The organism is Arthrobacter sp. Leaf337 (assembly GCF_001423745.1).
GTDB lineage: Bacteria > Actinomycetota > Actinomycetes > Actinomycetales > Micrococcaceae > Arthrobacter.
Genome location: NZ_LMPC01000030.1, coordinates 122,713 through 143,235 on the forward strand (window position 1 = coordinate 122,713; position 20,523 = coordinate 143,235).

General features: G+C 65.9%; 15 protein-coding genes. 3 read left to right on the plus strand and 12 right to left on the minus strand.

From position 1 onward, the window contains the following. Positions 1-200: 200 nt before the first annotated feature. Complete coding sequence (locus ASF98_RS22365) at positions 201-1,664, minus strand: amino acid permease (protein ID WP_055807055.1); 1,464 nt, start codon at positions 1,662-1,664, stop codon at positions 201-203. 141 nt (positions 1,665-1,805) lie between these two features. Here ASF98_RS22365 and ASF98_RS22370 point away from each other — a divergent pair, with 141 nt between their 5' ends. From ASF98_RS22370 to ASF98_RS22380, 3 genes are all read left to right on the plus strand, one after another. Next, the gene (locus ASF98_RS22370) at positions 1,806-2,741 is read left to right on the plus strand and encodes a LysR family transcriptional regulator (protein ID WP_055807058.1); all 936 of its coding nucleotides are present in this window, start codon (positions 1,806-1,808) and stop codon (positions 2,739-2,741) included. Between the two features lie 98 nt (positions 2,742-2,839). Beyond that, on the plus strand, positions 2,840-3,268 hold the full coding sequence (gene panD, locus ASF98_RS22375) for an aspartate 1-decarboxylase (RefSeq protein WP_011693710.1): 429 nt from the start codon (positions 2,840-2,842) through the stop codon (positions 3,266-3,268). Between the two features lie 143 nt (positions 3,269-3,411). Next, positions 3,412-4,335, plus strand: a complete 924-nt coding sequence (locus ASF98_RS22380; protein WP_055807060.1) for an AEC family transporter — start codon at positions 3,412-3,414, stop codon at positions 4,333-4,335. On the opposite strand, the gene ASF98_RS22385 is transcribed toward ASF98_RS22380, so the two are convergent. The 11 genes from ASF98_RS22385 to ASF98_RS22435 all read right to left on the minus strand — a co-directional run bounded on the left by ASF98_RS22385 (position 4,332) and on the right by ASF98_RS22435 (position 20,520). Next, on the minus strand, positions 4,332-6,959 hold the full coding sequence (locus tag ASF98_RS22385; protein WP_055807063.1) for a trehalase-like domain-containing protein: 2,628 nt from the start codon (positions 6,957-6,959) through the stop codon (positions 4,332-4,334). The genes ASF98_RS22380 and ASF98_RS22385 overlap by 4 nt on opposite strands. 151 nt (positions 6,960-7,110) lie before the next feature. Then, complete coding sequence (locus ASF98_RS22390; protein ID WP_055807065.1) at positions 7,111-8,214, minus strand: PP2C family protein-serine/threonine phosphatase; 1,104 nt, start codon at positions 8,212-8,214, stop codon at positions 7,111-7,113. 121 nt (positions 8,215-8,335) lie between these two features. Next, complete coding sequence (locus ASF98_RS22395) at positions 8,336-10,444, minus strand: hypothetical protein (RefSeq protein ID WP_055807068.1); 2,109 nt, start codon at positions 10,442-10,444, stop codon at positions 8,336-8,338. Between the two features lie 63 nt (positions 10,445-10,507). Further along, a complete protein-coding gene (locus ASF98_RS22400; protein ID WP_055807071.1) occupies positions 10,508-11,599 on the minus strand; it encodes a glycoside hydrolase family 130 protein in 1,092 nt (363 codons plus the stop codon). 3 nt (positions 11,600-11,602) lie between these two features. Continuing rightward, positions 11,603-12,559, minus strand: a complete 957-nt coding sequence (locus tag ASF98_RS22405) for a carbohydrate ABC transporter permease (RefSeq protein WP_235506132.1) — start codon at positions 12,557-12,559, stop codon at positions 11,603-11,605. A gap of 1 nt (position 12,560) precedes the next feature. Next, entirely contained in the window at positions 12,561-13,571 is a 1,011-nt protein-coding gene (locus ASF98_RS22410) for a carbohydrate ABC transporter permease (protein ID WP_055807074.1), read from the minus strand. Positions 13,572-13,584: 13 nt separating this feature from the next. Then, positions 13,585-14,886: an ABC transporter substrate-binding protein gene (locus ASF98_RS22415; protein WP_200939438.1), complete on the minus strand. Its 1,302-nt coding sequence runs from the start codon at positions 14,884-14,886 to the stop codon at positions 13,585-13,587. Positions 14,887-14,991: 105 nt separating this feature from the next. After that, positions 14,992-16,011 (minus strand): LacI family DNA-binding transcriptional regulator, encoded by a 1,020-nt coding sequence (locus ASF98_RS22420; RefSeq protein WP_055807077.1) that lies wholly within the window; start codon positions 16,009-16,011, stop codon positions 14,992-14,994. A gap of 300 nt (positions 16,012-16,311) precedes the next feature. Further along, positions 16,312-17,643: an ethanolamine utilization protein EutH gene (locus ASF98_RS22425; RefSeq protein ID WP_055807080.1), complete on the minus strand. Its 1,332-nt coding sequence runs from the start codon at positions 17,641-17,643 to the stop codon at positions 16,312-16,314. Between the two features lie 25 nt (positions 17,644-17,668). Next, on the minus strand, positions 17,669-18,943 hold the full coding sequence (locus ASF98_RS22430) for a D-arabinono-1,4-lactone oxidase (protein WP_055807083.1): 1,275 nt from the start codon (positions 18,941-18,943) through the stop codon (positions 17,669-17,671). A 71-nt stretch (positions 18,944-19,014) separates the two neighbouring features. Continuing rightward, positions 19,015-20,520 carry an aminobutyraldehyde dehydrogenase gene (locus tag ASF98_RS22435; protein ID WP_200939439.1) on the minus strand — a complete coding sequence of 502 codons (1,506 nt, stop codon included), beginning with the start codon at positions 20,518-20,520 and terminating at the stop codon, positions 19,015-19,017. Positions 20,521-20,523: the final 3 nt, after the last annotated feature.

A 20,523-nucleotide genomic window follows, 5' to 3' on the forward strand; every position in this document is an offset into this window, starting at 1 on the left:
CCCCGGACCCTCTCTCACTTCCCGGGCCTTTCCGGCCAACCCTCTCGCACTTCCCGGGCCTTTCCGGCCAACCCTCTCGCACGTCCACACGGAAACGACGGACCCCCTCCCACCGGGGTGAGAGAGGGTCCGTCAAAATGTCACCGGATCTGAGAGAGCGTCCGGTTGTTTGTGCCAGGAAGTGAGAGAGCGTCGGGTGGCTACGCCAGCGGGCGGTGCATTTCGACGGCCTCTTCGTGCCTCGGGCTGTCAGGATTCATCAGCGAGTGCTTGCGGCCGTAGCCGAAGTAGATCGCCAGGCCGATGACGAGCCAGACGCCGAAGCGTGCCCAGGTCTCCCAGTGCAACTGGAACATCAGGAACGCCGAGGCCAGCACGCCAAACGCGGGAACCAGCGGCATGAAGGGCAGCCGGAAGGCGCGCGGAGCATCCGGCTTCTTGTAGCGGAAAACAATGACCGAGAAACAGACCACCACGAACGCGGCGAGGATGCCGATATTCGTCAGGTCGGCGACGGCCTTGATCGGGAAGACTCCGGCCAGCAGGGCGGAAGCGACGCCGGCGATCCAGGTCACGCGCTGCGGGGTGCCGTGCCGGTCCGTCTTGGAGAACCAGCCCGGGAGCAGGCCGTCGCGGCTCATGGAGAACCAGACGCGGGTGACGCCCAGGAGGAAGGTCAGCATCACGGTGAGGATCGACAACACCGCGAACACGGAGATGATGGTGGCAATGACAGGCAGGCCGACGCCGGTGAATGCCGAGGCGAAGCCGGCCTTCGGGTCGATGTCCTTGAAGTTCTGCATGCCGGTAAGAACCAGGGTGGCGGCCACGTAGAGCAGCATGGCGATGATGAGCGAGAGGATGATCGCCTTCGGCATGTGCTTCTTGCCGTCGGTGGCCTCCTCGGCCGCGGTACTCATGGCGTCGTAGCCGAACACGGCGAAGAACACCGTGGCCGAGCCCGCCAGTACCGGGCCGAAGCCGCTGGGCATAAACGGGTTGTAGTTGGTGGTGTCGATGTAGAAGATGCCCAGGCCGATGATGAACAGGATCAGGACAACCTTGATGGCCACCGCCACCAGCTCGAACCGGCCGAACGCCCTTGTGCCGCGGGACAGGATCCAGGTCACGATGAGGCAGACGACGATGGCCGGAATGTTGACGATGCCGCCCTTGCCCTCATCCGGGGTGGACGTCATCCAGACGGGCATGTGGACGCCGATGCCGGAGAGGAAAGCGTCAAAGTATCCGGAAATACCAATGGCCACAACGGCCACAATTGCAATGTATTCAAGGAGCAGGTCCCAGCCGATGAACCAGCCGATTACTTCGCCGAGGGCCACATAGCCGTAGGTGTAGGCCGAGCCCGCACGCGGAATCATGCCGGCAAATTCCGCGTAGGACAACGCGGCGGCCGCAGAAGCAAGGCCCGCAATCAGGAAGGAAAACAGCACCGCCGGGCCTACCCCGGGTTCGGTTTCGCTGCCGTGGGCCACGAGGCCCGCCAGGGAAAAGATGCCGACGCCGATAATGCCGCCAACGCCGATGGCCGTCAGTTGCCAAAGACCCAGGCTTTTCATCAACCCGCTGTGTTTGTTTTCTTCCTCAATGTCGTCAATCGGCTTGCGCCGCATGATCGATTGGGCTAAATCTTTTGTGCTCATCAGGGACTCCTGCATAGATATGGACCCATCAATCCGCCCTGTGATGGGACTAACTCAGTCTGATTAGTATGCAAGCCCCATTGCATTAGATAAAGTGAATTCTCCTAATTAATATTCATTAGATTTAGCGAAGGAACAGTCATGCTCGACGTCCGGCGGTTGAGGCTGCTCCGTGAACTCAAAATCCGGGGAACGCTCGCCGAGGTGGCGGAGGCACTCCAGTACAGTCCGTCGTCGGTCTCCCAGCAACTGGCCCTGCTGGAGAAGGAGGCCGGCGTTCAGTTGCTGCGCAAGACCGGCCGCCGGGTCCAGCTGACCCCGCAAGCCGAAGTCCTGGTGGCGCACACGGCCCACCTGCTCGAAACGCTGGAGCAGGCCGAGGCTGATCTGGCGGCAAGCCTCACCACCGTTTCGGGCACTGTGCGGATCGCCGTCTTCCAGTCCGCCGCCCTCGCCCTGATGCCGGGCACCCTCACCCGGATGGCGGCCACCTACCCGGAAGTCAGGATTGAGATGGTGCAGCGGGAGCCGGAAACGGCCCTGCATGAAACCTGGGCCCGCGACTTCGACCTGGTGATCGCCGAGCAGTATCCCGGCCACGCGGCACCCCGCTATGCGGAGTTGGACCGTGTCCGCCTGACCGGCGACGCCATCCGGCTCGCCGTCCCCGGACCGGACAAGGGCCTGCCGCCCATCCGCGCACTGGAAGACACAGCCGATCTCGCCTGGGTGATGGAACCACGTGGCGCGGCCTCCCGGCACTGGGCCGAGCAGGCCTGCCGCAGCGCCGGTTTCGAGCCCGACGTCCGGTATGAAACGGCCGACCTGCAGGCGCAGATCCGGCTGATCGAATCCGGCAACGCCGTCGGCCTGATGCCCGACCTTGTCTGGACCGGACGGGAAACATCGGCGCAGTTGCTGCTGCTGCCCGGGAATCCGCACCGGACCGTGTTCACGTCCGTGCGGCGGTCCAGCGCCAAGCGGCCCGCCATCCTGGCCGCCCGCGAGGTACTGGCCGTCACAGCCGACTCGATTGCCCCCGCTGGCCCGGTCCCGCCGGAGGCCAAATCCGCGTGACCTTCGGCAACCCCAGTCACTCCCTCGCCTTGCAGGTCCGGCGGGAAGTTCCCTACGTCACAGCGCGGAAGTGCGCCGGGCGTTAGACTGGGCACGTTATGAATCGCACAATGTTTAAGTCCAAAATCCACCGGGCCACTGTCACGCATGCCGACCTTCACTACGTGGGGTCGGTCACCGTTGACCTGGACCTGCTGGAGGCAGCGGACATTCTCCCGGGCGAGCTCGTGGCGATCGTTGACGTCACCAACGGTGCCCGGCTGGAGACGTACACCATCGCCGGCGAGCGCGGTTCCGGCGTTATCGGCATCAACGGCGCGGCTGCGCACCTGATGCACGAAAATGACATCGTCATTCTCATTACGTATGCGGAGATGACCACCGAAGAAGCCAAGGCGTACACGCCCAAGGTGGTCCACGTGGATAAGGACAACAAGATTGTCCAGATCGGCAACGACCCCGCGGAGGGGCACACCCGCGGCCTGATGCGGCCGCCGTTCGCGCTGAACAACTCCGCCCTGAACTGAATGCATGCCCGGACCACGCCCGTCCGGATATCGAGATCCTCCCCACAGTGCGGCTTCTGGCTGAATAAATCTGATTAGGCTGGGAAGGTGAACGCCAACCCCCGCCCGTCCGTCCCGGCACGGACACCGTCAGGGACCTTCGGGTGCTAGGGGTTCTCGCCGGCTTCTTCGTGGTGTGGTCCATCATCCTCGTGGGCATGTTCGTGGGCCGCCGGAAGGTGCTTGGAGAAAACGCCCGTTCGGTGCTGAGCGCGTTAACGTTTTTTGTGGCCAGCCCGGCGCTCCTGTTCGAGACCCTCAGCAAGGCCAAGCTCCACGACGTCTTTGCAGCTCCCCTGCTGGTCACGGCCGTCGGCGCGATGGTCACGGCAGCAATCTTCTTCGTGATCGTCCGGTTCCTGCTGAAACGGACGATCCCGGAATCGCTGATGTCGTCCATGAGCGCGTCCCTGGCGAACTCGGCCAACCTGGGCATTCCCATCGCCGTATACGTCCTCGGTGACGCAAGCTACGTGGCGCCGCTGCTGATCTTCCAGCTGGCCTTCTTCACGCCGCTCTTCCTGATGGCCCTGGATGCCACCACGAGTTCCCACCGGACCACCCCCGCCGGCTTTGCACTCATGATCCTCAAGAACCCGATGATCGTGGGTTCCGCGCTGGGCCTGGTGGTGGCGGGAACGGGCTGGCAGGTACCGGAGCTGGTGATGCAGCCCATCCACCTGATCGGCGGGGCAGCCATCCCGGCAATGCTGATCGCCTTCGGCATGAGCCTGAACGGATCCCGGCCCCTGCAGGCAGCAGCCGGCCGCCGCATGGACACGCTCCTCGCCAGCGCGTTCAAACTCGTGGTCCACCCGGCCATCGCCTACGCCTTCGCCCGCATGCTCGGCATGGAAGGGCAGGCCCTGTTCGCCGTTGTAGTGACGTCGGCGCTGCCCACCGCCCAGAACGTTTTCGTCGCGGCCAGCCGCTACCGGACGGGCATCACCGTGGCCAAGGACACCGTGCTCATCACCACGGTGGTCGCCGTCCCGGCCATGATCGGCGTGGCCCTGCTCCTGACCTAGTTCTTCTGGTGCTGGTCCAGGAGCCTGGCACAGCGGATGAAGCCGAGGTGGGAGTACGCCTGCGGGTGGTTGCCCAGGTGGGTTTCCGTGCCGGGATCGTACTCCTCGGGCAGCAGGCCGGTGGGGCCGAACAGGTTCACCAGCTGGTCGAACAGGTCCCAGGCCTCCTCGATCCGGCCCACCGCCACGTAAGCCTCGATCAGCCACGTGGTGCAGATGTGGAAGCCGCCCTCCAAACCCGGGAGGCCGTCGTCGTACCTGTACCGGAAAACCGTGGGTCCCACCCGAAGCTCCCGTTCCACGGCGGTGACGGTGTCCAGGAACCGCTGGTCTTTCACATCCAGCAGGCCGGACAGGCCGATGTGCAGCACCGCTGCGTCCAGGTCCGGGCTGTCGTAGGCCACGGTGTAGGACGCCGCGCCGTCGTCCCAGCCTTCGCGGAGGACTTCCTCGCGGATGGTGGCGGCGGTGGGCGCCCACTCGGGCTCCGGCGCCCTGCCGTGCCGGGCTGCGGTGCGCAGCGCCCGGTCCAGCGTCACCCAGCACATCACCTTGGTGTACACGTGGTGCCGGGGTGCGCGGCGCGCTTCCCAGATCCCGTGGTCGGCCTCATGCCAGCGGGCCATCACGGCCGAGGCCATCTGGACCATAAGCTCCCAGTGCGAATCCTCCAAAGAGCCCTCGCGGTCACTCACCGCGCTAATAAGTTCCGCGATGGGCCCGAATACGTCGAGCTGCACCTGGTGGTCAGCGGCGTTGCCGATCCTCACGGGACGTGATCCCGCATAGCCGGGCAGGCTTTCGATGATGGCCTCGGTGGACAGCGGCGCTCCTGTGACGGAGTACAGCGGGTGCAGCCATTCCGGTCCGGGCGCGTTCTCCAGGATCCTGCCCAGCCAGCGCAGGAACCCGTACGCTTCGCTGGTGGAGCCGAGGTCCACCAGCGCGTTGACGGTCATGGAGCCGTCCCGCAGCCAGCAGTAGCGGTAGTCCCAGTTCCGGGTGCCGCCGATTCCTTCCGGCAGCGAGGTGGTGGGGGCGGCCAGGACGGCGCCGGTGGGTTCATGCACCAGCGCCCGGAGCACCAGCGCCGAACGGCGCACCAGCGACGGCTTGACCCCCGGCAGTTCCAGATCCTGGACCCACCGACGGGAGTGATGGGCGACGGCGGCGCGGCGCTCTGTTTCGCCGCCCACCCCGGCGTGGGTGGGCTCGGTGTCGCCGCAGCGCAGGTTGAGCACCACGGGGCCGTTCCGCAGGTTGACGTCCGCGGTGGCGGTGGCATGGCGGCCGTCCGAAGTGATGGAAAAACTGACGCCGGGTGCCAGCAGGATGATGGGATCAGAGGTGCCCACCACGTGCAGTTCCTCGCCCCGCGCCTCCATGCTGAACGGGGCGTTGGCGTAGTCGGGCCGGGGCGCGAAGACGATCTTGGCCGCGCCGCTGCCGGACAGCACGCGGACCAGGCTCGTGATCCCGTCCGGGGCCGGCTCGAGGTAGTCGGTCACGGTGACGTCAGCCCAGCGGGTCTCCACGATCATGGTGCTGTCCACATAGCGCTGGCCCAGGACCTGGGATGCCTTGACCGGTTCCACCGAGAAGTGGCCCGCAGCGTCGCCGCCCAGGATATGGGCGAACAGGGATCCGGAGTCCGGCAGCGGGTGGCTCATCCAGCAGACTTTGGCTTCAGGGGTGATCAGCGCCGTGGACGAGCCGTTGCCGATCATGGAGTGGCGTTCCAGGCCAACGGCATCCTCGCCAAAGAGCCAGGCACGCCGCAGTTCGAACAGGATGGCCAGAACCCGGGCGAAGGATTCGGGGTCCCGGAGGCGGTGGGCGGCCGCGGAAGGGCCCTCCCCTACCTTAATTCCCATGTCGGGGCCGCGGAGGGTGGCCATGGCCAGTTCGTCGCTGGAGGCGTCGCCGGCATAGAGGGCGGCGCTCACGCCCAGGCGGGCACGCAGGTGTTCCAGTGCGTCAGCCTTGGACGGTTCCACCACGGAGAGGTCCAGCACGGATCCGTCCACGATGTAGAACAGGCCGTGGGCGCGGGCCACCTCCTCCGCTTTCGCCAGCACCTTGGCGAGGATCGCGGGCGACGCCGGCCGGGTGTGCACGGAGACCGCCACGGGCTTGCGCTCGATGCTGATCCCTTTATAGGCGCCGATCGTTTCAAGGAGGGCCTGGCTGGCCTGCTGCAGGACCGATTCGGTGGCCAGCGAGAGACCGTGCGCGAAGCCCATGTCGAATTCGGCGCCGTGGGAGCCCACCAGATGCACCTCTGCCGGGAGCCTCGACACTGCTGCCAGGTCACGCAGCGACCGGCCGGAAATGACGGCCGCGTGGGTGTTGGGCAAGGCAGCCAGTGCACGGAGCGCAATCGCGGCACTGCCCAGCGGCAGCGTTTCGGTGGAGATACCCTCCGCATCGCAGAGAGTTCCGCCGTAGTTGCAGGCCACCAGCAGCCCGGGAGTGCGGGCCAGGATCTTCAGTTCAGCGAGCAGGTGCGGCGTGAGGCCGTCGTCTGCGGCGTCCGACTGCACAAAAGCCCGGAGCAGGCCCAGCGGCAGGGAACGGGTCAGGAGGGCGGAATCGGCGACGGACTGGTTGAGCGGAGTAGGCACAGGCGACGTCCTTCGGATAATCCCCAATGATGAGAAAAGTCCGGCGAGGGACATACCCCCAGTTTCCGATGCCGTCGTTACATCAGAATATCCCTGTCATTGCGGGAATGTAACGTGTGCGCGTGCCCGGATTTGAGGGACGTGGCGGAGCCTACGCCCGTGCCCGCTTCAGCACCACCACTGTGGCGTCGTCGGATACCTCGCGGCCCGAGGCCAGCTCGAGGACGGCGTCGCAGGCGGCCTGGGCGCTGGCGCTGCCGGAGACGGTGCCGGACACCACGGCCGTCAGGACGTCGACGTCGGGATAGACATCCAGCAGGCCGTCGCTGACGACCGCCAGGCAATCGCCGGGCTCCAGCGAAACCTGGTGCGCTTCCCATTGCTGGTCAGGCCAGGCACCCACGGGAGGTCCGCCGGTGAGCAGCCGGGAGCAGCTGCCGTCCGCCTTGATGTGCAGCGCCAGGCCATGGCCGGCGTCCAGGTACTGCAGGATTCCGGTGGCGGCGTCGAGCCGGGCGTGGAAGAGCGTGACGAAGGAGGCGGATTGTTCGAGGTCGGCTTCCAGGATCCGGCCGGCCGAGCTGAAGGCCGCACTCAGCGGCGTCCGGTGGGCCACCGAACGCATGACGGCGCGGACAGTGGCGGCAATCAGCGCCGCGCCCATGCCCTTGCCCATGGCGTCGGCCAGGGTCAGCTGCAGCCCGCCGTCGTTCGGGTACCAGTCGAAGAAGTCGCCGCCAACATTGCGGGAGGGCCGGAACGAGCCGGCGATGTCGAATCCGTCGAGGGACAGGCCCTCCGCCGGAAGCAGGCTGCGCTGAACTTCGACGGCGCGGCGCAGCTCGTCCTGCACTGCGGCTTCGTGAACGGCACTGGCGCGCGGCCTGCGGAACAGGGCGGTGATCCGGGAGCCGAGTTCGCGGGGGCTGAAGGGTTTGGTGAGGTAGTCGTCCGCGCCGGTGTCGAGCCCGGTGAGGCGGTCCAGTTCCTCGCCGCGGGCGGTGATCATCAGGATATAGGCGTCGGAGAACCGGCGCAGCTGGCGGCAGACCTCAACGCCGTCAATATCCGGCAGGTTCAGGTCCAGTGTCACCAGTTCGGCGCCGTCGCGCCGCATCAGCTCGACGCCGGCACGTCCGGATGAAACGGCTGACACCAGGAAGCCCTGCTTGGTCAGAATGTGGACCAGCAGGCCGCGGATATCGTCATCGTCCTCAATGACCAGGGCACGGCGTACGTCCGGCTCATCAGTCATGCACCCATTAGACTCCGTGCGGGCTGCTATTGTCACATCGGTACCAGCCGGGTCTTTCTGTAACACCGGCGAATGCAGGGTCCGGCGCCCCGCAGGTGCCGGACCCTGTAGCTCCTGACACTCAGCGGGCGCGGAACGTCACCATGGTGAAGCCACCGGGTGCCACCGTCACCTGCCCGGACCGGGCACCGGCGTCGTTCTTTGCCGCTGCGACCGGTTGCCCGGCGGAATCGTACTGGCGCCGAACCATGGAGAAGCCCTCGGGTACGTCCACGTCCTGCACCGTGGTGGACCGGGCTGCGCTGACGTAGAGCGTCGAGTCGCCGCCGGCACCGGACACTGACACCGTGGAGATTTCCGGCTGGAGCAGCAGGGCGTCTAGGGAAACGTTTCCGTCCGTGGTGCCGACGACGGCGGTCAGGCCGGCGGACAGCGCACGTTTGAGGGAGTACGGGAAGAGGATGCCGGGGGCATCGGTGATGCCCTGCACCCCCGCCCCGCCATTTTCCGTGGTGCCCAGCGGCCCCTTGGCGGACGTCCACGCGGTGCTGCCGGACGGAGCGATCCCGCGGTTCACGATGGGGTAGATATTGTGCGCCTGGTCCGCGGCCGGGAGCGGAATGTCCAGGGAGGCGCCGGCTTTCAGGTCCACGTAGGCTCCCCCGGAGAGGTTTGCTTCGCCGGTCCAGGCCGAGGCCGGCCGGACCAACGCGCCCTCGCCGGTGATGGTGCCGGATTCAGCTTCCACCACGCTGAGCCCGTGCGTGGACTCCGTCCGGTTGATGCCCACGGCAGCGGCTTTCAGGGCAGGATCCGCATCCAGGGCCAGCATGGTGAGCAGGGCGTGGATGGTGGATTCCGCGCCGGAGTTGGGGTTGACCCGGCCGTCCGGTTCGATGCCGTCGATCGCTGTTCCCGTAGCGGGGTTGTAGGCCGGGGCGCCGCTGGGGTTGGCGCCGAAGAACCATCCCGCGGCGACCGCCGCAAGATCCAGCAGGCCCGGCGCATCAGCGGCCCTGGCGGTGGCCACAAGGCTCTGGACCCGGGAGTCCACGCCGTAGGCGATCTGTGCTTCGCCGGGGGCAGGGCTCCAGGCGTTGTCCGGTCCGCCTGCTGCGAGGAGCTGCGGTGTGAACTGGGCGGTGTCCTTGACTGCCGCTTGCAGCAGCCCGGGACGGTCCAGCACCTCGGAGGCGGTGGCGACGGCGGCCGGGGCCATGCCGCCCCAGGCGTGCCAAAGCGTCCGGGATTTGTTCCACGGCATGATGGCGCCGAAGGGCCATTGGCCGGCGGACCCCGAGGACATGGCGGCCACGCCTTCGCTGAGCCGGTCCAGCGCCGTCGCAGCCAGCTCATCGCCGGGGACGGAGGTCACGTAGGAGGAGAGTCCCAGCACGGCTTCGGCCGAGGCATCGGCGCCGCCGGCGATCAGCCAGGCCGGCACCTTCACGCCGTCGGCGGTGTCATAGGTGCCGTACTTCGCGAGGGACTGCTGGTTTAGCGAGCCCAGGGCCAGGTGCAGGCGGTCCTGGAGGAATCCCGCGAATTCAGGATCCTCGTCTTGGAAGGCCAAATACCCTTCGCCGAGCGCCCAGACAGTGCGTGCAAGCCAGTAGGACTCTGCCGAGTCGGACGGGTCCGGCAGTTCCACAGGCCTGGCGCTGGGCGTCAGGCTGCCGTCTTCCTGCTGCCACAGCACCACGTTGCCGGCGTTCGGGCCTTCCGTGGTCTGCAGGAACGTCAGCGAGCGCAGCGTCTGGAAGGCACGTTCCTTGCTGGCGGTATCGCCGGTCTGCTGCCAGTGCCGCAGGTAGACCACCGCGGTGCGTGCGATGTCATCGGCGTTGTAGGCACCCTGGGTCCAGTGCCCGGTGGCGGGGTCGAGGTCTCCGCCGCCGACGCGTCCGTAGCTCCCGTCGGCTTTCTTGTCTGCGTAGGTCCACGGCGCCTGGGCGGAGGGCATCTCGTCGAGTTTGTAGGTGGTGTGGCCTGCCACGGGGGTGAGCGGGACGGTCTCCATCAGGAAGTCCAGGTGCGCCGTGTTGGTCAGCGCACCTGATTCCACCGGGGCGGCCGGGACAGGTGCGGTCAGCGACGGCGCCGCTCCGGTGCCCGTGCGGCCTGCCGGTGCCGCCGAAGCGGTACCGGCCCCCACCAGGAGCATCGATGCGGCCACAGCGATGGCCAGCGGTTTGGTTCGTGCTTTCGAGCGGACATCGGTGTGCGTCATCGGTACTCCTGGTGGGGGTGTTCAGGCGGGCACTGCGGGGACGGGGCGCGGGCTGGCCTGGTCCTAGGTGGCGGGAACGCGGTCCAGCCTGGCCACGCCGATCTTCGAGTCAGCCATGCCGTAGAACACGAACAGCTGGCCGTCCACTTCCTCGATGGCGGTGGGGAACACTACGTTGGGCACGATGCCGGAGATCTCGTCTTCTGTTTCCGGTGCCAGCAGCGGCTTGTCGCTGCGGGCAATGACCTTGGAGGGGTCATTGGCGTCCAGGATCATGGCGGCCGCGGTGTAGTTGACCTTCTGCTGGTGGTCGAAGGCGGACTTCTCCAGCGCGCCGGCCACACCGTGGTGGATCAGCAACCAGCCTTCGTCGACGCGGATCGGCGCCGGTCCGCCGCCGATCTTGAGTTCCTCGAACGGGAACTCGCTGAGGGCAACGAGGGTGTGTTTACCCATGTGCACCAGGTTGCGGATGTCCTTTTCCACGTCCTCCACGGCAACGTAGGAGATCCAGATGCCGGGGCGGTTGTCCGTGACGCCGGCGGGCAGGTGCTCGCCTTCGCCTTCGCGGATCCAGCCCAGGTCCCACATGGGGCGGTGCAGCATGGCGTAGGAGGGAACGCCGTCGGGGTCGTTCACCGGCTCCGGGAAGAACACGGCGTCCTTGTTCGGGAAGAGGTTCAGGTCCATGGAGAGCTCGGCCTTGTATTCGAAGAAGCACGGGCCCAGGCGTTCCCAGCTGCGGAGGTCCTCCGAGTGCGCGAACGCCAGGCGCGGACCCAGCGGCCCGTAGGCGACGTAGGTCATCAGGTGCTTGCCCAGGCTGGGGACCCAGGTGGTCCGGGGGTCCTCGGTGCCGGCGTTGTTCATGCCGCGTTCCCAGCCCTCGTCCGGGGCGAGCACCACACCCTGGCGTTCCACTCCGATGGGTACGCCGTCTTCGATGACAACCTTGGCAAGGCCCACGCGGGACACATTGCCCTTGGCCACGAGGCGCGGAAGCAGGTAGAGCTCGCCGTCCGGGCCGCGGCCGCTGGCCGGGTTGAGGACGCCTTCGGCCTCGAAGTCGTTGCCCTCCTCGGGGGACATGATGACCCCGGCGCGGGTGAGGGTGAAGGGGACGGTGGGGAGTGCAGAAGTGTGGGGGGAAGTCATTGATTAGCCCTTTACGCTTGATCCGATATTGGTGGAAATGAACTGGCGCTGGAAGAAGATGAACAGCGCGATGGCAGGTGCCGCGAGGACGCAGGCGCCGGCGAGGATTGCCCCGAACGGGTTGGAGGCCGTGGCGGCAACGTTGGAAATGTAGTTGGCGAGGGACACCGCGAGAGGCTGGATGGCCGAGTCCTTGGTGACCAGGAACGGCCACAGGAACTCGTTCCACGGCCCGATGAAGGTCAGCAGGATCGCTGTGACAATCGCGGGCCTGACCAGCGGGATGGCGATCTGCCACAGGATCCGCAGCTCGGAGGCGCCGTCGATCCGTGCTGCCTCAAAGAGCGTGGACGGCAGCTGCATGAAGTATTGGCGGAAGACGAAGACTGCAGTGGAGTTGATGGCGAACGGCAGGATCATGCCGATGTAGCTGTCCGCCAGGCCGTAATCTCGGACGATCATCACGTACAGCGGAATGAGCAGCAGCTGGAACGGAATCATCTGCACCAGCAGCATCATGCCGAACACGAAGCCCTTGCCGCGGAAGTGCATCTGCGCCAGGGCGTAGCCCACCAGGAGGCCGAAGACCACGGTGAACAGGATGACGCCGCCGGTGAAGATCCCGGAGTTGACCAGGCCCTTCAGCAGGTCGATGGAACCGTTGATGTTGGCATAGTTCTCGCCGGTGAGGTTGGCCGGATTGGGGAACGCACCCGCCACCGAAGTGTCCGGGGCCGTCTGCAGCGAGCCGATGAACATGTAGTAGAAGGGGAAAAGGAACACGAAGGCGCCCACGGCCAGCAGCACGGAGCTGCCGATGCCAAGGTTCCTGCGCTTTTCCACGGTGGAACCTCCGCGGCTGGAACCTCCGCGGGTGGAAGGAAAGGCACCCGGCTGCCCGGCGTCGTCGTTCTTTTCGTTGTCGTTGTTGGCGGCGGTGGCCGCGTCGATGACCGACATGTCAGTCCTCCTTTCCGCCTACGAGGCGTTTCTGGATCAGGGCGATCAGCAGGACGCCGATCACCAGGACGACGCCCAGCGCGGCAGCCACATCGGGGTTTCCCTGCAGGATGCCCTTCTGGTACATCAGGAACACCGGCGAGGTCGATGCGCCGTCGGGTCCGCCTCCGCCGGTGAGCAGGTAGGGCTCCGTGAAGAGGTTGGCGCCGGTGATGGTGGCGAGCAGCGTGACCAGCACGCTGGCCGAACGCACGCCGGGAACCGTGATGTTCCAGAACTGGACCCACTTGTTCCCGCCGTCCACCGAGGCGGATTCGTACAGCTCATCCGGGATGTTCTGCAGTGCTGCCAGGTACAGCAGGATGAAGAACCCCAGCTGCTTCCAAGTCACGTACAGTGCCACCGTGGGCATGGCCAGCCAGGAGTTGGTCAGCCAGGACGGGTTCGGGGCCAGCGGCCCCAGCAGCGCATTGACCAGCCCGTTCTGCTGGAACAGGAACAGCCAGACGCCGACGACGGCGACGCTCGCGGTGACGTACGGAACGTAGTAGCTGACCCGGAAGAACGTCCGCAGCTTCGTCACGCGGTTGAGGGCGTTGGCCAGGACCAGGGACAGCCCCACGGTCAGCGGGACGTTGATGACCAGGAACACGCCGATGTTGGCGAAGGAACGCTGGACGGCGGGATCGGACAGGACGGTGATGTAGTTGTCCAGGCCGACGAACGGCCGGTCCACCTTGACCCGCGGAGCCGTGAAGAAGAAGTCGTGGAAGGAAATATAGACGGCGTAGCCCAGCGGGTAGGCGAGGACGGCAAGGACGTAAATGACGTACGGAGCGCTGAACAGCAGCCCCAGCGGCTGGCGCCCCAGGAGGTTCTTGCGTTTCCTGGGGGCCAGCCGCTGGTCGGCCGTTCGCCCAACCGGCGCGCCCGTAGCGACACTGCCCGTTGCGGGGCTGCCCGCTGCAGGACTGCCCGCTTCGGGGCCGCCGTCAGAAGAGCGGAGTGACATTGGGGATCACCCGTTACTTCTGGGCTGCCAGTTGGTTGATCTTGTCCGCTGCGCCCTTGAAGGCCGAGTCAATGCTTTCGTTGCCGAAGATCACTGACTTTGCGTAGGCGGTGCGGAAGGTCTGCCAGACCTCGACCGAGTTGGGCACGTTGGGCACCTCGACGGTGCGGCCGGCCTGCTCGGCGAACTGGGTGTAGAGCGGGTTCTTGGTGAAGTAGTCGGCGTAGGCCGTGGCCAGGTCCTTGCGCATGGGCATCTGGCCGGTCTCGGCCAGCAGCTTGCCGTCCTGCTCCTGGCTGGTGGCGAACTTCATGACCTCCCAGGCTGTTCCCTGGTTCTCGCAGGCGGAGTACATGGCCACGTTCTTGGCGTCCGAGAAGGTGGACGTATCAGCCTTGGCCTCGGCAGCGGGCACCGGCACGGCACCCCAGTTGACCTTGTCCTTGTAAGCGGCAATGGCCCACGGGCCGGCCATCGCCATGGCGGCCTTGCCCTCGCCGAACGCGTCACCCTGGAAGACCTCCTTGGACGCCAGTTTCTCCTTGTAGAGCGTCTCGAACATGGCGGCGACCTGCTTGCCCTCCTCGCTGTCGAAGGTGGCCTTGCTGTCCTTCAGGAGCGGGGTGCCATCGGTGTTGGCGGCGTAGAACGGGTAGAAGTCGAACCACGACTGGAAGAAGTCGCTTGCCGGGGACGGCCATACGGCGTTGGCCGTGGCGCCGGACTTCACCAGCGTCCGGGCGGTTTCCAGGAGCTCCTCGTGGGAGCCCAGCTTGGGGTTTTCGGCGTCCAGTCCGGCCTTGGCGAACATGTCCTCGTTGTAGAACAGGACCACGGGGTTGGACTTCCACGGCAGCTGGTACATCTTGCCGTCCGTGGACTTGTACTGGTCCGCCAGGTCTCCGGTGCGGTCCTTGATGTACTGGGCGCTGTCGGGGAAGGAGTCAAGTGCGACCAGCCCGCCCTGCTTCTGGAACTGCGGCACTGCGACGGGGGCGGTGTTGAAGACCAGGCACGGGGCATTGCCTGCCGTGATGGCTGCGCCGATGACTTCCTCGGAGCTCTTGCCCGCCGGGATTTCCTGGGCATCGATCTTCTGGTCCGGGTGCGCGGCGTTCCAGGACTCCACCATGGACTTGCCCCACTTCACCTCGAACTCGTTGTTGGAGTACCAGATCTTGATAGGGCCCTTGGCGGCCGTGGCCGAATCGGCGGAACTTGCTCCCCCTCCCCCGCCGCAGGCTGCGAGGCCTGCGCCCATGATGGTCAGGGCGGCCACGGACAATACGCGCGTGGCTGTTGAAAAGCGCTTCATTGCGACTCCTATTTAGGGGAAACAGAGGGATTGGGGGCGTGTCTGGGTGCTGTGGGGCTTGTTGGGTTGAGGCGGGAACGCAGTGGGACGGGCGTTTGGGGCGGCTTAGCCTGCGGGCGCCGGGCCGGTGGACGCCCTGACCAGGAGGGTCGGAGCCTGGAGGACGGTGTCTTCGCCGTCGTGGGCGTTGCTGAGCTGGTTGAGGAGCACCTGAGCGGCAACCCGGCCCCAGAGCATGGGATCGGTGGAGACGGTGGTGAGGGGCGGATTGAGGTATTGGGTGAAGTCCGCGTTGTCATAGCCAGTGACGGACAAATCACCCGGCACAGTGATCCCCTGGGTTTGTGCGTAGGACTGGCCTGCGGTCGCCATCAGGTCATTGGCGTAGACGATTGCCGTGGGCCTGTCGGCCCGCCGGAGCAGCTCGGCTGTGGCGGCCATGCCGCCTGCGGCGGTGAAATCGGCGGCCGCGAAGAGGTCGGCGCGGAGGCCGGCGGCGGCGAGTGCGCTTTCCCAGGCCTGGCGGCGGCTCCGGCCGTGGATGTATTCCTGCCCGCCGCCAACATGCGCAATGCGGGTATGGCCCAGGGCCACAAGGTGTTCAACGGCCGCGGTGATCCCGGCGCAGTCATCCATCGAAACGGCAGGAAACGGCGAATCGGCGTCCGGCCGGTTCAGGGTGACGGCCGGTAGCTTGAGTTCCTGCAGCAGCGGGATGCGCGAGTCGTCGTGACGGACATCGGTGAGGAGGAAACCGTCCACACGGCCGTTCTCGGCCAGCTTGCGGTAGCACCGTTCCTCCGCCCCGGCGCCTGTGGCGACGCTGAGCACCAGCGTGTAGTCGTGTTCTGCGAGGGCGGTTTCGATACCGGCGATGAACGCCGGAAAGAAGGGGTCCGTTCCGAGCAGGGACGGGTCCCGGGCGACGACCAGGCCCAGCGCGTAGGCTTTGGCCGAAGAGAGTCCCTTGGCCCGCAGGCTGGGCTTCCAGCCGAGCTCCTTGGCCGCTTGGAGGATTCGTTCCCTTGTCCCCGCACTGACTCCCGGCTGGCCGTTGAGGGCATACGAGACAGCACCCTTGCTGACGCCTGCCGCGTGGGCGACGTCGCTGATGGTGACTGCCATGGGTCCTGCCTTCTGTGGATCGGCGGCCCAGTGACACAACTCACTGAACCGGTTCAGTGATAACCACTAAACCGGTTCAGTTGAGAGTTGTCAAGGGGAGCGCTTTCAGAAGGGTGGCGCCCGACCGTGCTGCCAGCGTCCCCTCCCCGCGTCACGCAGGGCACACGTTGGGAACACGACGGCGATGCACGCCGCGGGATTCCCAGGAAACCCGCCGTCGGACTTCCCGAAAGGGTGCGTGGCGTGACGGCCGCGCCACCCGCCCTGGCGGGCGAGTGACGCGCCGACGCAGCGGCGGCGCTAGTCCACCCGGGTGCGGATGGCGCCGACCTCGGATTCAGTCTTCGCCGCCCCGCCTTCAGGTTGCGTCACGGCGCCCTCACGGGCATGGGCGGGAAGGTGCGAGTGGCGGTATTCCTCGGGGCCGATCACACCCGCCGCGCGGTCCTCGGATTCCAGCACCCTCGCGTAGGGCAGCGCCAGCCAGAGCGCCAGCACGATGCCGATGACGCCGCCGGCAAGCTTGCCGATAATGAGGGCAAAGACCATGTTCGGCTGGAAATTGGCACTGAACGCCAGGTGGTCGCCGAAAGTAAACGCCGCACACACCGCGAAGGCGATGGTCAGCACTTTGTCCCGCGGCGGCATTAGCGTGATGATACGGAATAGCGCCAAAATGTTGGCTGCCCCGGCGAGCAGGCCAGTGGCCCCCTCTTCGCTAAAGCCGAGCTTCCCACCTGCCTTTTCCAGCGGCTTCGCAAGCCAGGTTCGGATGGCATAGACCATGGGGAAGGCTCCGGCGAGCATCACACCGATATAGCCGGCGACTTCCAATGCGCGGAACTGGTCATCGGCGTCGGCAATAAACGGCGCGAGCGGCCAGTGCCCGAACACGTCGAATACGTTGGTGAAGTACTGCACCACGGAGAGCGCCAGGGCCAGCTTGATGAGGATGTCCAGGAACCGGCCGAAGTAGATGAAGCCGGTGACCATGATCCGGGAAGCGAATCGCAGCCCGAGTGCCAGCAGGATCACGAAGGCCGTCAGCGGCAGCAGGTTTAGCAGTATCTCGCCCAGAGGCAGATCAAAGGGCGCCGTCGAGGGGGAACTGGTGGAGACGTCCTCGCGGAGCGGGGTATGGGCTGTCTGCAGCAGCAACGTGATGATGAAGACGGCAAAGGGGATGGCCAGGAGGCCCGCCATCACGCCGAGGGCCATGTACTTGTGGTCACGCTTTTGCAGCATTGCCAAGCCCACTGGGATGGAGAAGATGATGGTGGACCCGGCGGTGAAGCTGACTGCGAAGGCCATGATCCAGGCGCTGTGGCTGCCGGCGGTTTCATGGGCAAGGTGGTAGCCGCCCATATCGCCCGCGATCAGCGTGGTTGCCGCCAACGAGGGGTCGGCGTGCAGCAACGAGTAAAGCGGCGCCACATAGCGAGCAACTAGGTCGCTGAGGATCGGGATGAAGCACATGATGCCCGCCACCGGCAGGAAGATGGGCCCTATCGAGTAGATGCCCTCTTTGAACTCCTTTCCGAAGCCCTTTTCGTCGTTGAAGATGGCACTGACCGCCCCGACGAGCAGGAACGCCATCATGATGTAGATGATTACTTGGCCGATGATTTCCATGGTTGGTCCGGTTCCGATTAGTCGATCAGGCCAGCAGGGCGCGGGTGTGGTCGTTGAGGAAGACGCCGTGAGGATCGAAATCCCGACGCACGGCCACGAATTCTTCATACCCCGGGTACAGCGCTGCGACCCGTTCGCGGGTCAGGAAGTGGATCTTGCCCCAGTGGGCGCGGGCATCGAAATCCTGGAGCATCTCGTCGACATCGCGCAGGTAGGGCCAGTAGTTGGTGCCGGGGGCGCCGGAGACGGAAAGCACTGTGGTGTTCCGGCCTTGGAAGGGGGAAAGGAAACCGTCTTCAGCCTTTACCCAGCGCACCTCGATGGGGTACTTCTGGTCCCCGTGGCGGGTGCGGATCAGATCCTGCAGCGCCTCCACCGCTTCGCGGCCGCGCTCCATGGGCACGTAGTATTCGAGCTCGTGGAACGGGATCATGAAACCGCCTGCGTAGATGCGGTATGCCCGGTCACGCCGGGCACCTTCAGCGCTGGAGAGGTCGGTGCTTTCATCGAGGTCCACGGCGTTGTATCGCTTGGTGTAGCTGCGGTTGATCATGGATTCTCCCGCTGGAGTGGGCAGTTCATACAGCCCCGCCGACTCCTCGCCCTGGCACCAGAGGAAGGAGTAGTGGCGGTTGCTGGCAATGTCAGTATCCCAATTCGCCACCGTTTCACTCCACGTGGGGTACGTGATCTGCTCAGCCAAGTGGTAGCGCGGAGAGACCGCCAGCTCCACTTCCAGCAGGATTCCGAGCGTGCCCAGGGCCACCTGCGCGGCCTTAAGTTCGCGCAGGTCGTGTTCACCGATTTCCACAATCTCGCCGTGGCCGTTAATCAGCCGCGCCCAGCGCAGGGCGGAGGAGAAACTGCCCAGTTCGACGCCGGAGCCATGGGTACCGGTGGACAGTGCCCCGGCGATGGCCTGCTTATCGATGTCGCCCTGGTTGGTCAGGGAGAGTCCGGCGTTCCAGAGCGGTTCGCCGAAGTCGCTGATGGCAGTGCCGGCCCGCGCCCGCGCCCGCAGTCGCTCGGAGTCGGTTCCGGTGATCCCCGAAATAGCGGCCAGGTCCAGCAGGATCCCGCCGGTTTGCACCAGCGGGGTGAAGGAATGTCCGGCGCCAACGGCGCGTACGGGCAGGCCGGCTTTGATGGCGTAGCGGACCACCTCCAGGACTTCCTCGTCTGTACGGGGGCGGACGGTATAAGCGGGTGTGGCTGACTGGTTGCCGCCCCAGTTGCTCCATTGGCGGTGGATCTCGTGCGGGACGGCGGGGAACGCGATGGTCAGGGTCTTAGAAGGCATGGTGTTTCCTTGGCTTGTCGATGAAGATGCAGGGTGCAAAATGCACAGGAAATGGCGCGGGCGTCCGGGGCCTAGGCGCTGTGGTTGGTCATGACGTGCTTGGTCCGGCTGAAATCATCGAGGGCGTAAAGCGAGAGGTCACGGCCGTAGCCCGAACCCTTGAAGCCGCCCCACGGCACCTCGTTGGCGAGTACCAGGTGCGAGTTGACCCAGACAGTGCCAAAATCGAGATTCCGGGGAATCGTAGTGCTGCGTTTGGCATCGCTTGTCCACACGGACGCGGCCAGGCCGTACTCGGTCTCGTTGGCCCGGCGTACGGCTTCTTCATCTGCGGCAAAGGTCTCCACCGTAACCACGGGCCCGAATATCTCGTTGCGAGTGGCCTCGGAGCCCTCGCGGGCATTGGTCAAAACGGTGGGAGCGATGAAGTATCCGGGCCCCGGCAGCGGACCACCGCCCACCGCCGCTTGCAGCCCCTCATCGGCGGCGCGTTCCAGGAAACCCTTCACTCGCTCGAAGTGGGCTTCAGACACCATCGGCCCGATCTCGACGTCGGCCCCCGCGCCAGGCTCGCCGACCACCAGGGTGCCGACTTCGCGGACCAGCTCTTCGGTCAGGGCCTCGGCGACGCCTTCGTGCACCAGTATCCGGCAGGCCGCGCCGCATTCCTGGCCGGAATTCCAGAAGCCGGCGGTCCGGATGCCCCGGGCAACCTCGGTGAGGTCCGCATCGGCGAACACCAGGACCGGGGCTTTGCCTCCAAGTTCCAGATGCACCCGCTTGCGCGAGGGGGCAGCGGCGGCGGCGACAGCGGAGCCGCTGCCAACGCTGCCGGTGAGCGCCACCAGTGCGATGTCGGGGTGGGCGGACAGCCGGGACCCCACAGGATCACCGTACCCGGTGACGATGTTGACGACGCCGGCCGGAACGATGTCCGCGATGAGTTCGGCCAGCTTGAGCGTGGTCATCGGTGTTTGTTCCGAGGGCTTGAGCACCACGGTGTTGCCGGCGGCCAGGATGGGAGCGAGCTTCCAGGCCGCCATCAGCAGCGGATAATTCCACGGCGTGATGACACCAACGACGCCGAGCGGCTCGCGCAGGATGACGGAAGTATGCCCTGCGGCGTAGTCACCTGCGGCAAGGGACGTCATTGTCCTGCAGGCCCCCGCCATGAATCGGAAGGTGTCGATGGCGCTGCTGACATCGTCCTCTGCCACAGCCGGGGGCTTTCCGGTGTTGAGGGACTCCAGCCGCATGAGGTCACCGGAGTTCGCCGCCAACCGGTCCGCGATCAAGTGCAGGATTTCGGATCGCTCGCGCGGGGTCATGGCGCCCCACGCCGGCTGAGCGGCCCGGGCGGCGGCCACGGCGTTGTTTACGTCGTCAGCGGTCCCCGCCGCCACGGCGGTGATGGTCTCTCCGGTAGCGGGGTTGACGACGTCGATGCTGCCGCCGCTGCTGCCGGGGATAAAGCTGCCGTTGATGAAGTGGCCGGCGGGAGCCAGCGCATCATCGCGGTGGCCTGCCCCGCCGGCGCGGCGGACTTCGGGGAGGGTATGGGAAATTATCTGTGTCATCGC

Bases quoted from the DNA above. Each gene is read 5' to 3' on its own strand.
- ASF98_RS22365 (WP_055807055.1), bottom strand. From the start codon at position 1,664: ATGAGCACAAAAGATTTAGCCCAATCGATCATGCGGCGCAAGCCGATT.
- ASF98_RS22370 (WP_055807058.1), top strand. From the start codon at position 1,806: ATGCTCGACGTCCGGCGGTTGAGGCTGCTCCGTGAACTCAAAATCCGG.
- panD (WP_011693710.1), top strand. From the start codon at position 2,840: ATGAATCGCACAATGTTTAAGTCCAAAATCCACCGGGCCACTGTCACG.
- ASF98_RS22390 (WP_055807065.1), bottom strand. From the start codon at position 8,214: ATGACTGATGAGCCGGACGTACGCCGTGCCCTGGTCATTGAGGACGAT.
- ASF98_RS22395 (WP_055807068.1), bottom strand. From the start codon at position 10,444: ATGACGCACACCGATGTCCGCTCGAAAGCACGAACCAAACCGCTGGCC.
- ASF98_RS22400 (WP_055807071.1), bottom strand. From the start codon at position 11,599: ATGACTTCCCCCCACACTTCTGCACTCCCCACCGTCCCCTTCACCCTC.
- ASF98_RS22405 (WP_235506132.1), bottom strand. From the start codon at position 12,559: ATGTCGGTCATCGACGCGGCCACCGCCGCCAACAACGACAACGAAAAG.
- ASF98_RS22410 (WP_055807074.1), bottom strand. From the start codon at position 13,571: ATGTCACTCCGCTCTTCTGACGGCGGCCCCGAAGCGGGCAGTCCTGCA.
- ASF98_RS22415 (WP_200939438.1), bottom strand. From the start codon at position 14,886: ATGAAGCGCTTTTCAACAGCCACGCGCGTATTGTCCGTGGCCGCCCTG.
- ASF98_RS22420 (WP_055807077.1), bottom strand. From the start codon at position 16,011: ATGGCAGTCACCATCAGCGACGTCGCCCACGCGGCAGGCGTCAGCAAG.
- ASF98_RS22425 (WP_055807080.1), bottom strand. From the start codon at position 17,643: ATGGAAATCATCGGCCAAGTAATCATCTACATCATGATGGCGTTCCTG.
- ASF98_RS22430 (WP_055807083.1), bottom strand. From the start codon at position 18,943: ATGCCTTCTAAGACCCTGACCATCGCGTTCCCCGCCGTCCCGCACGAG.
- ASF98_RS22435 (WP_200939439.1), bottom strand. From the start codon at position 20,520: ATGACACAGATAATTTCCCATACCCTCCCCGAAGTCCGCCGCGCCGGC.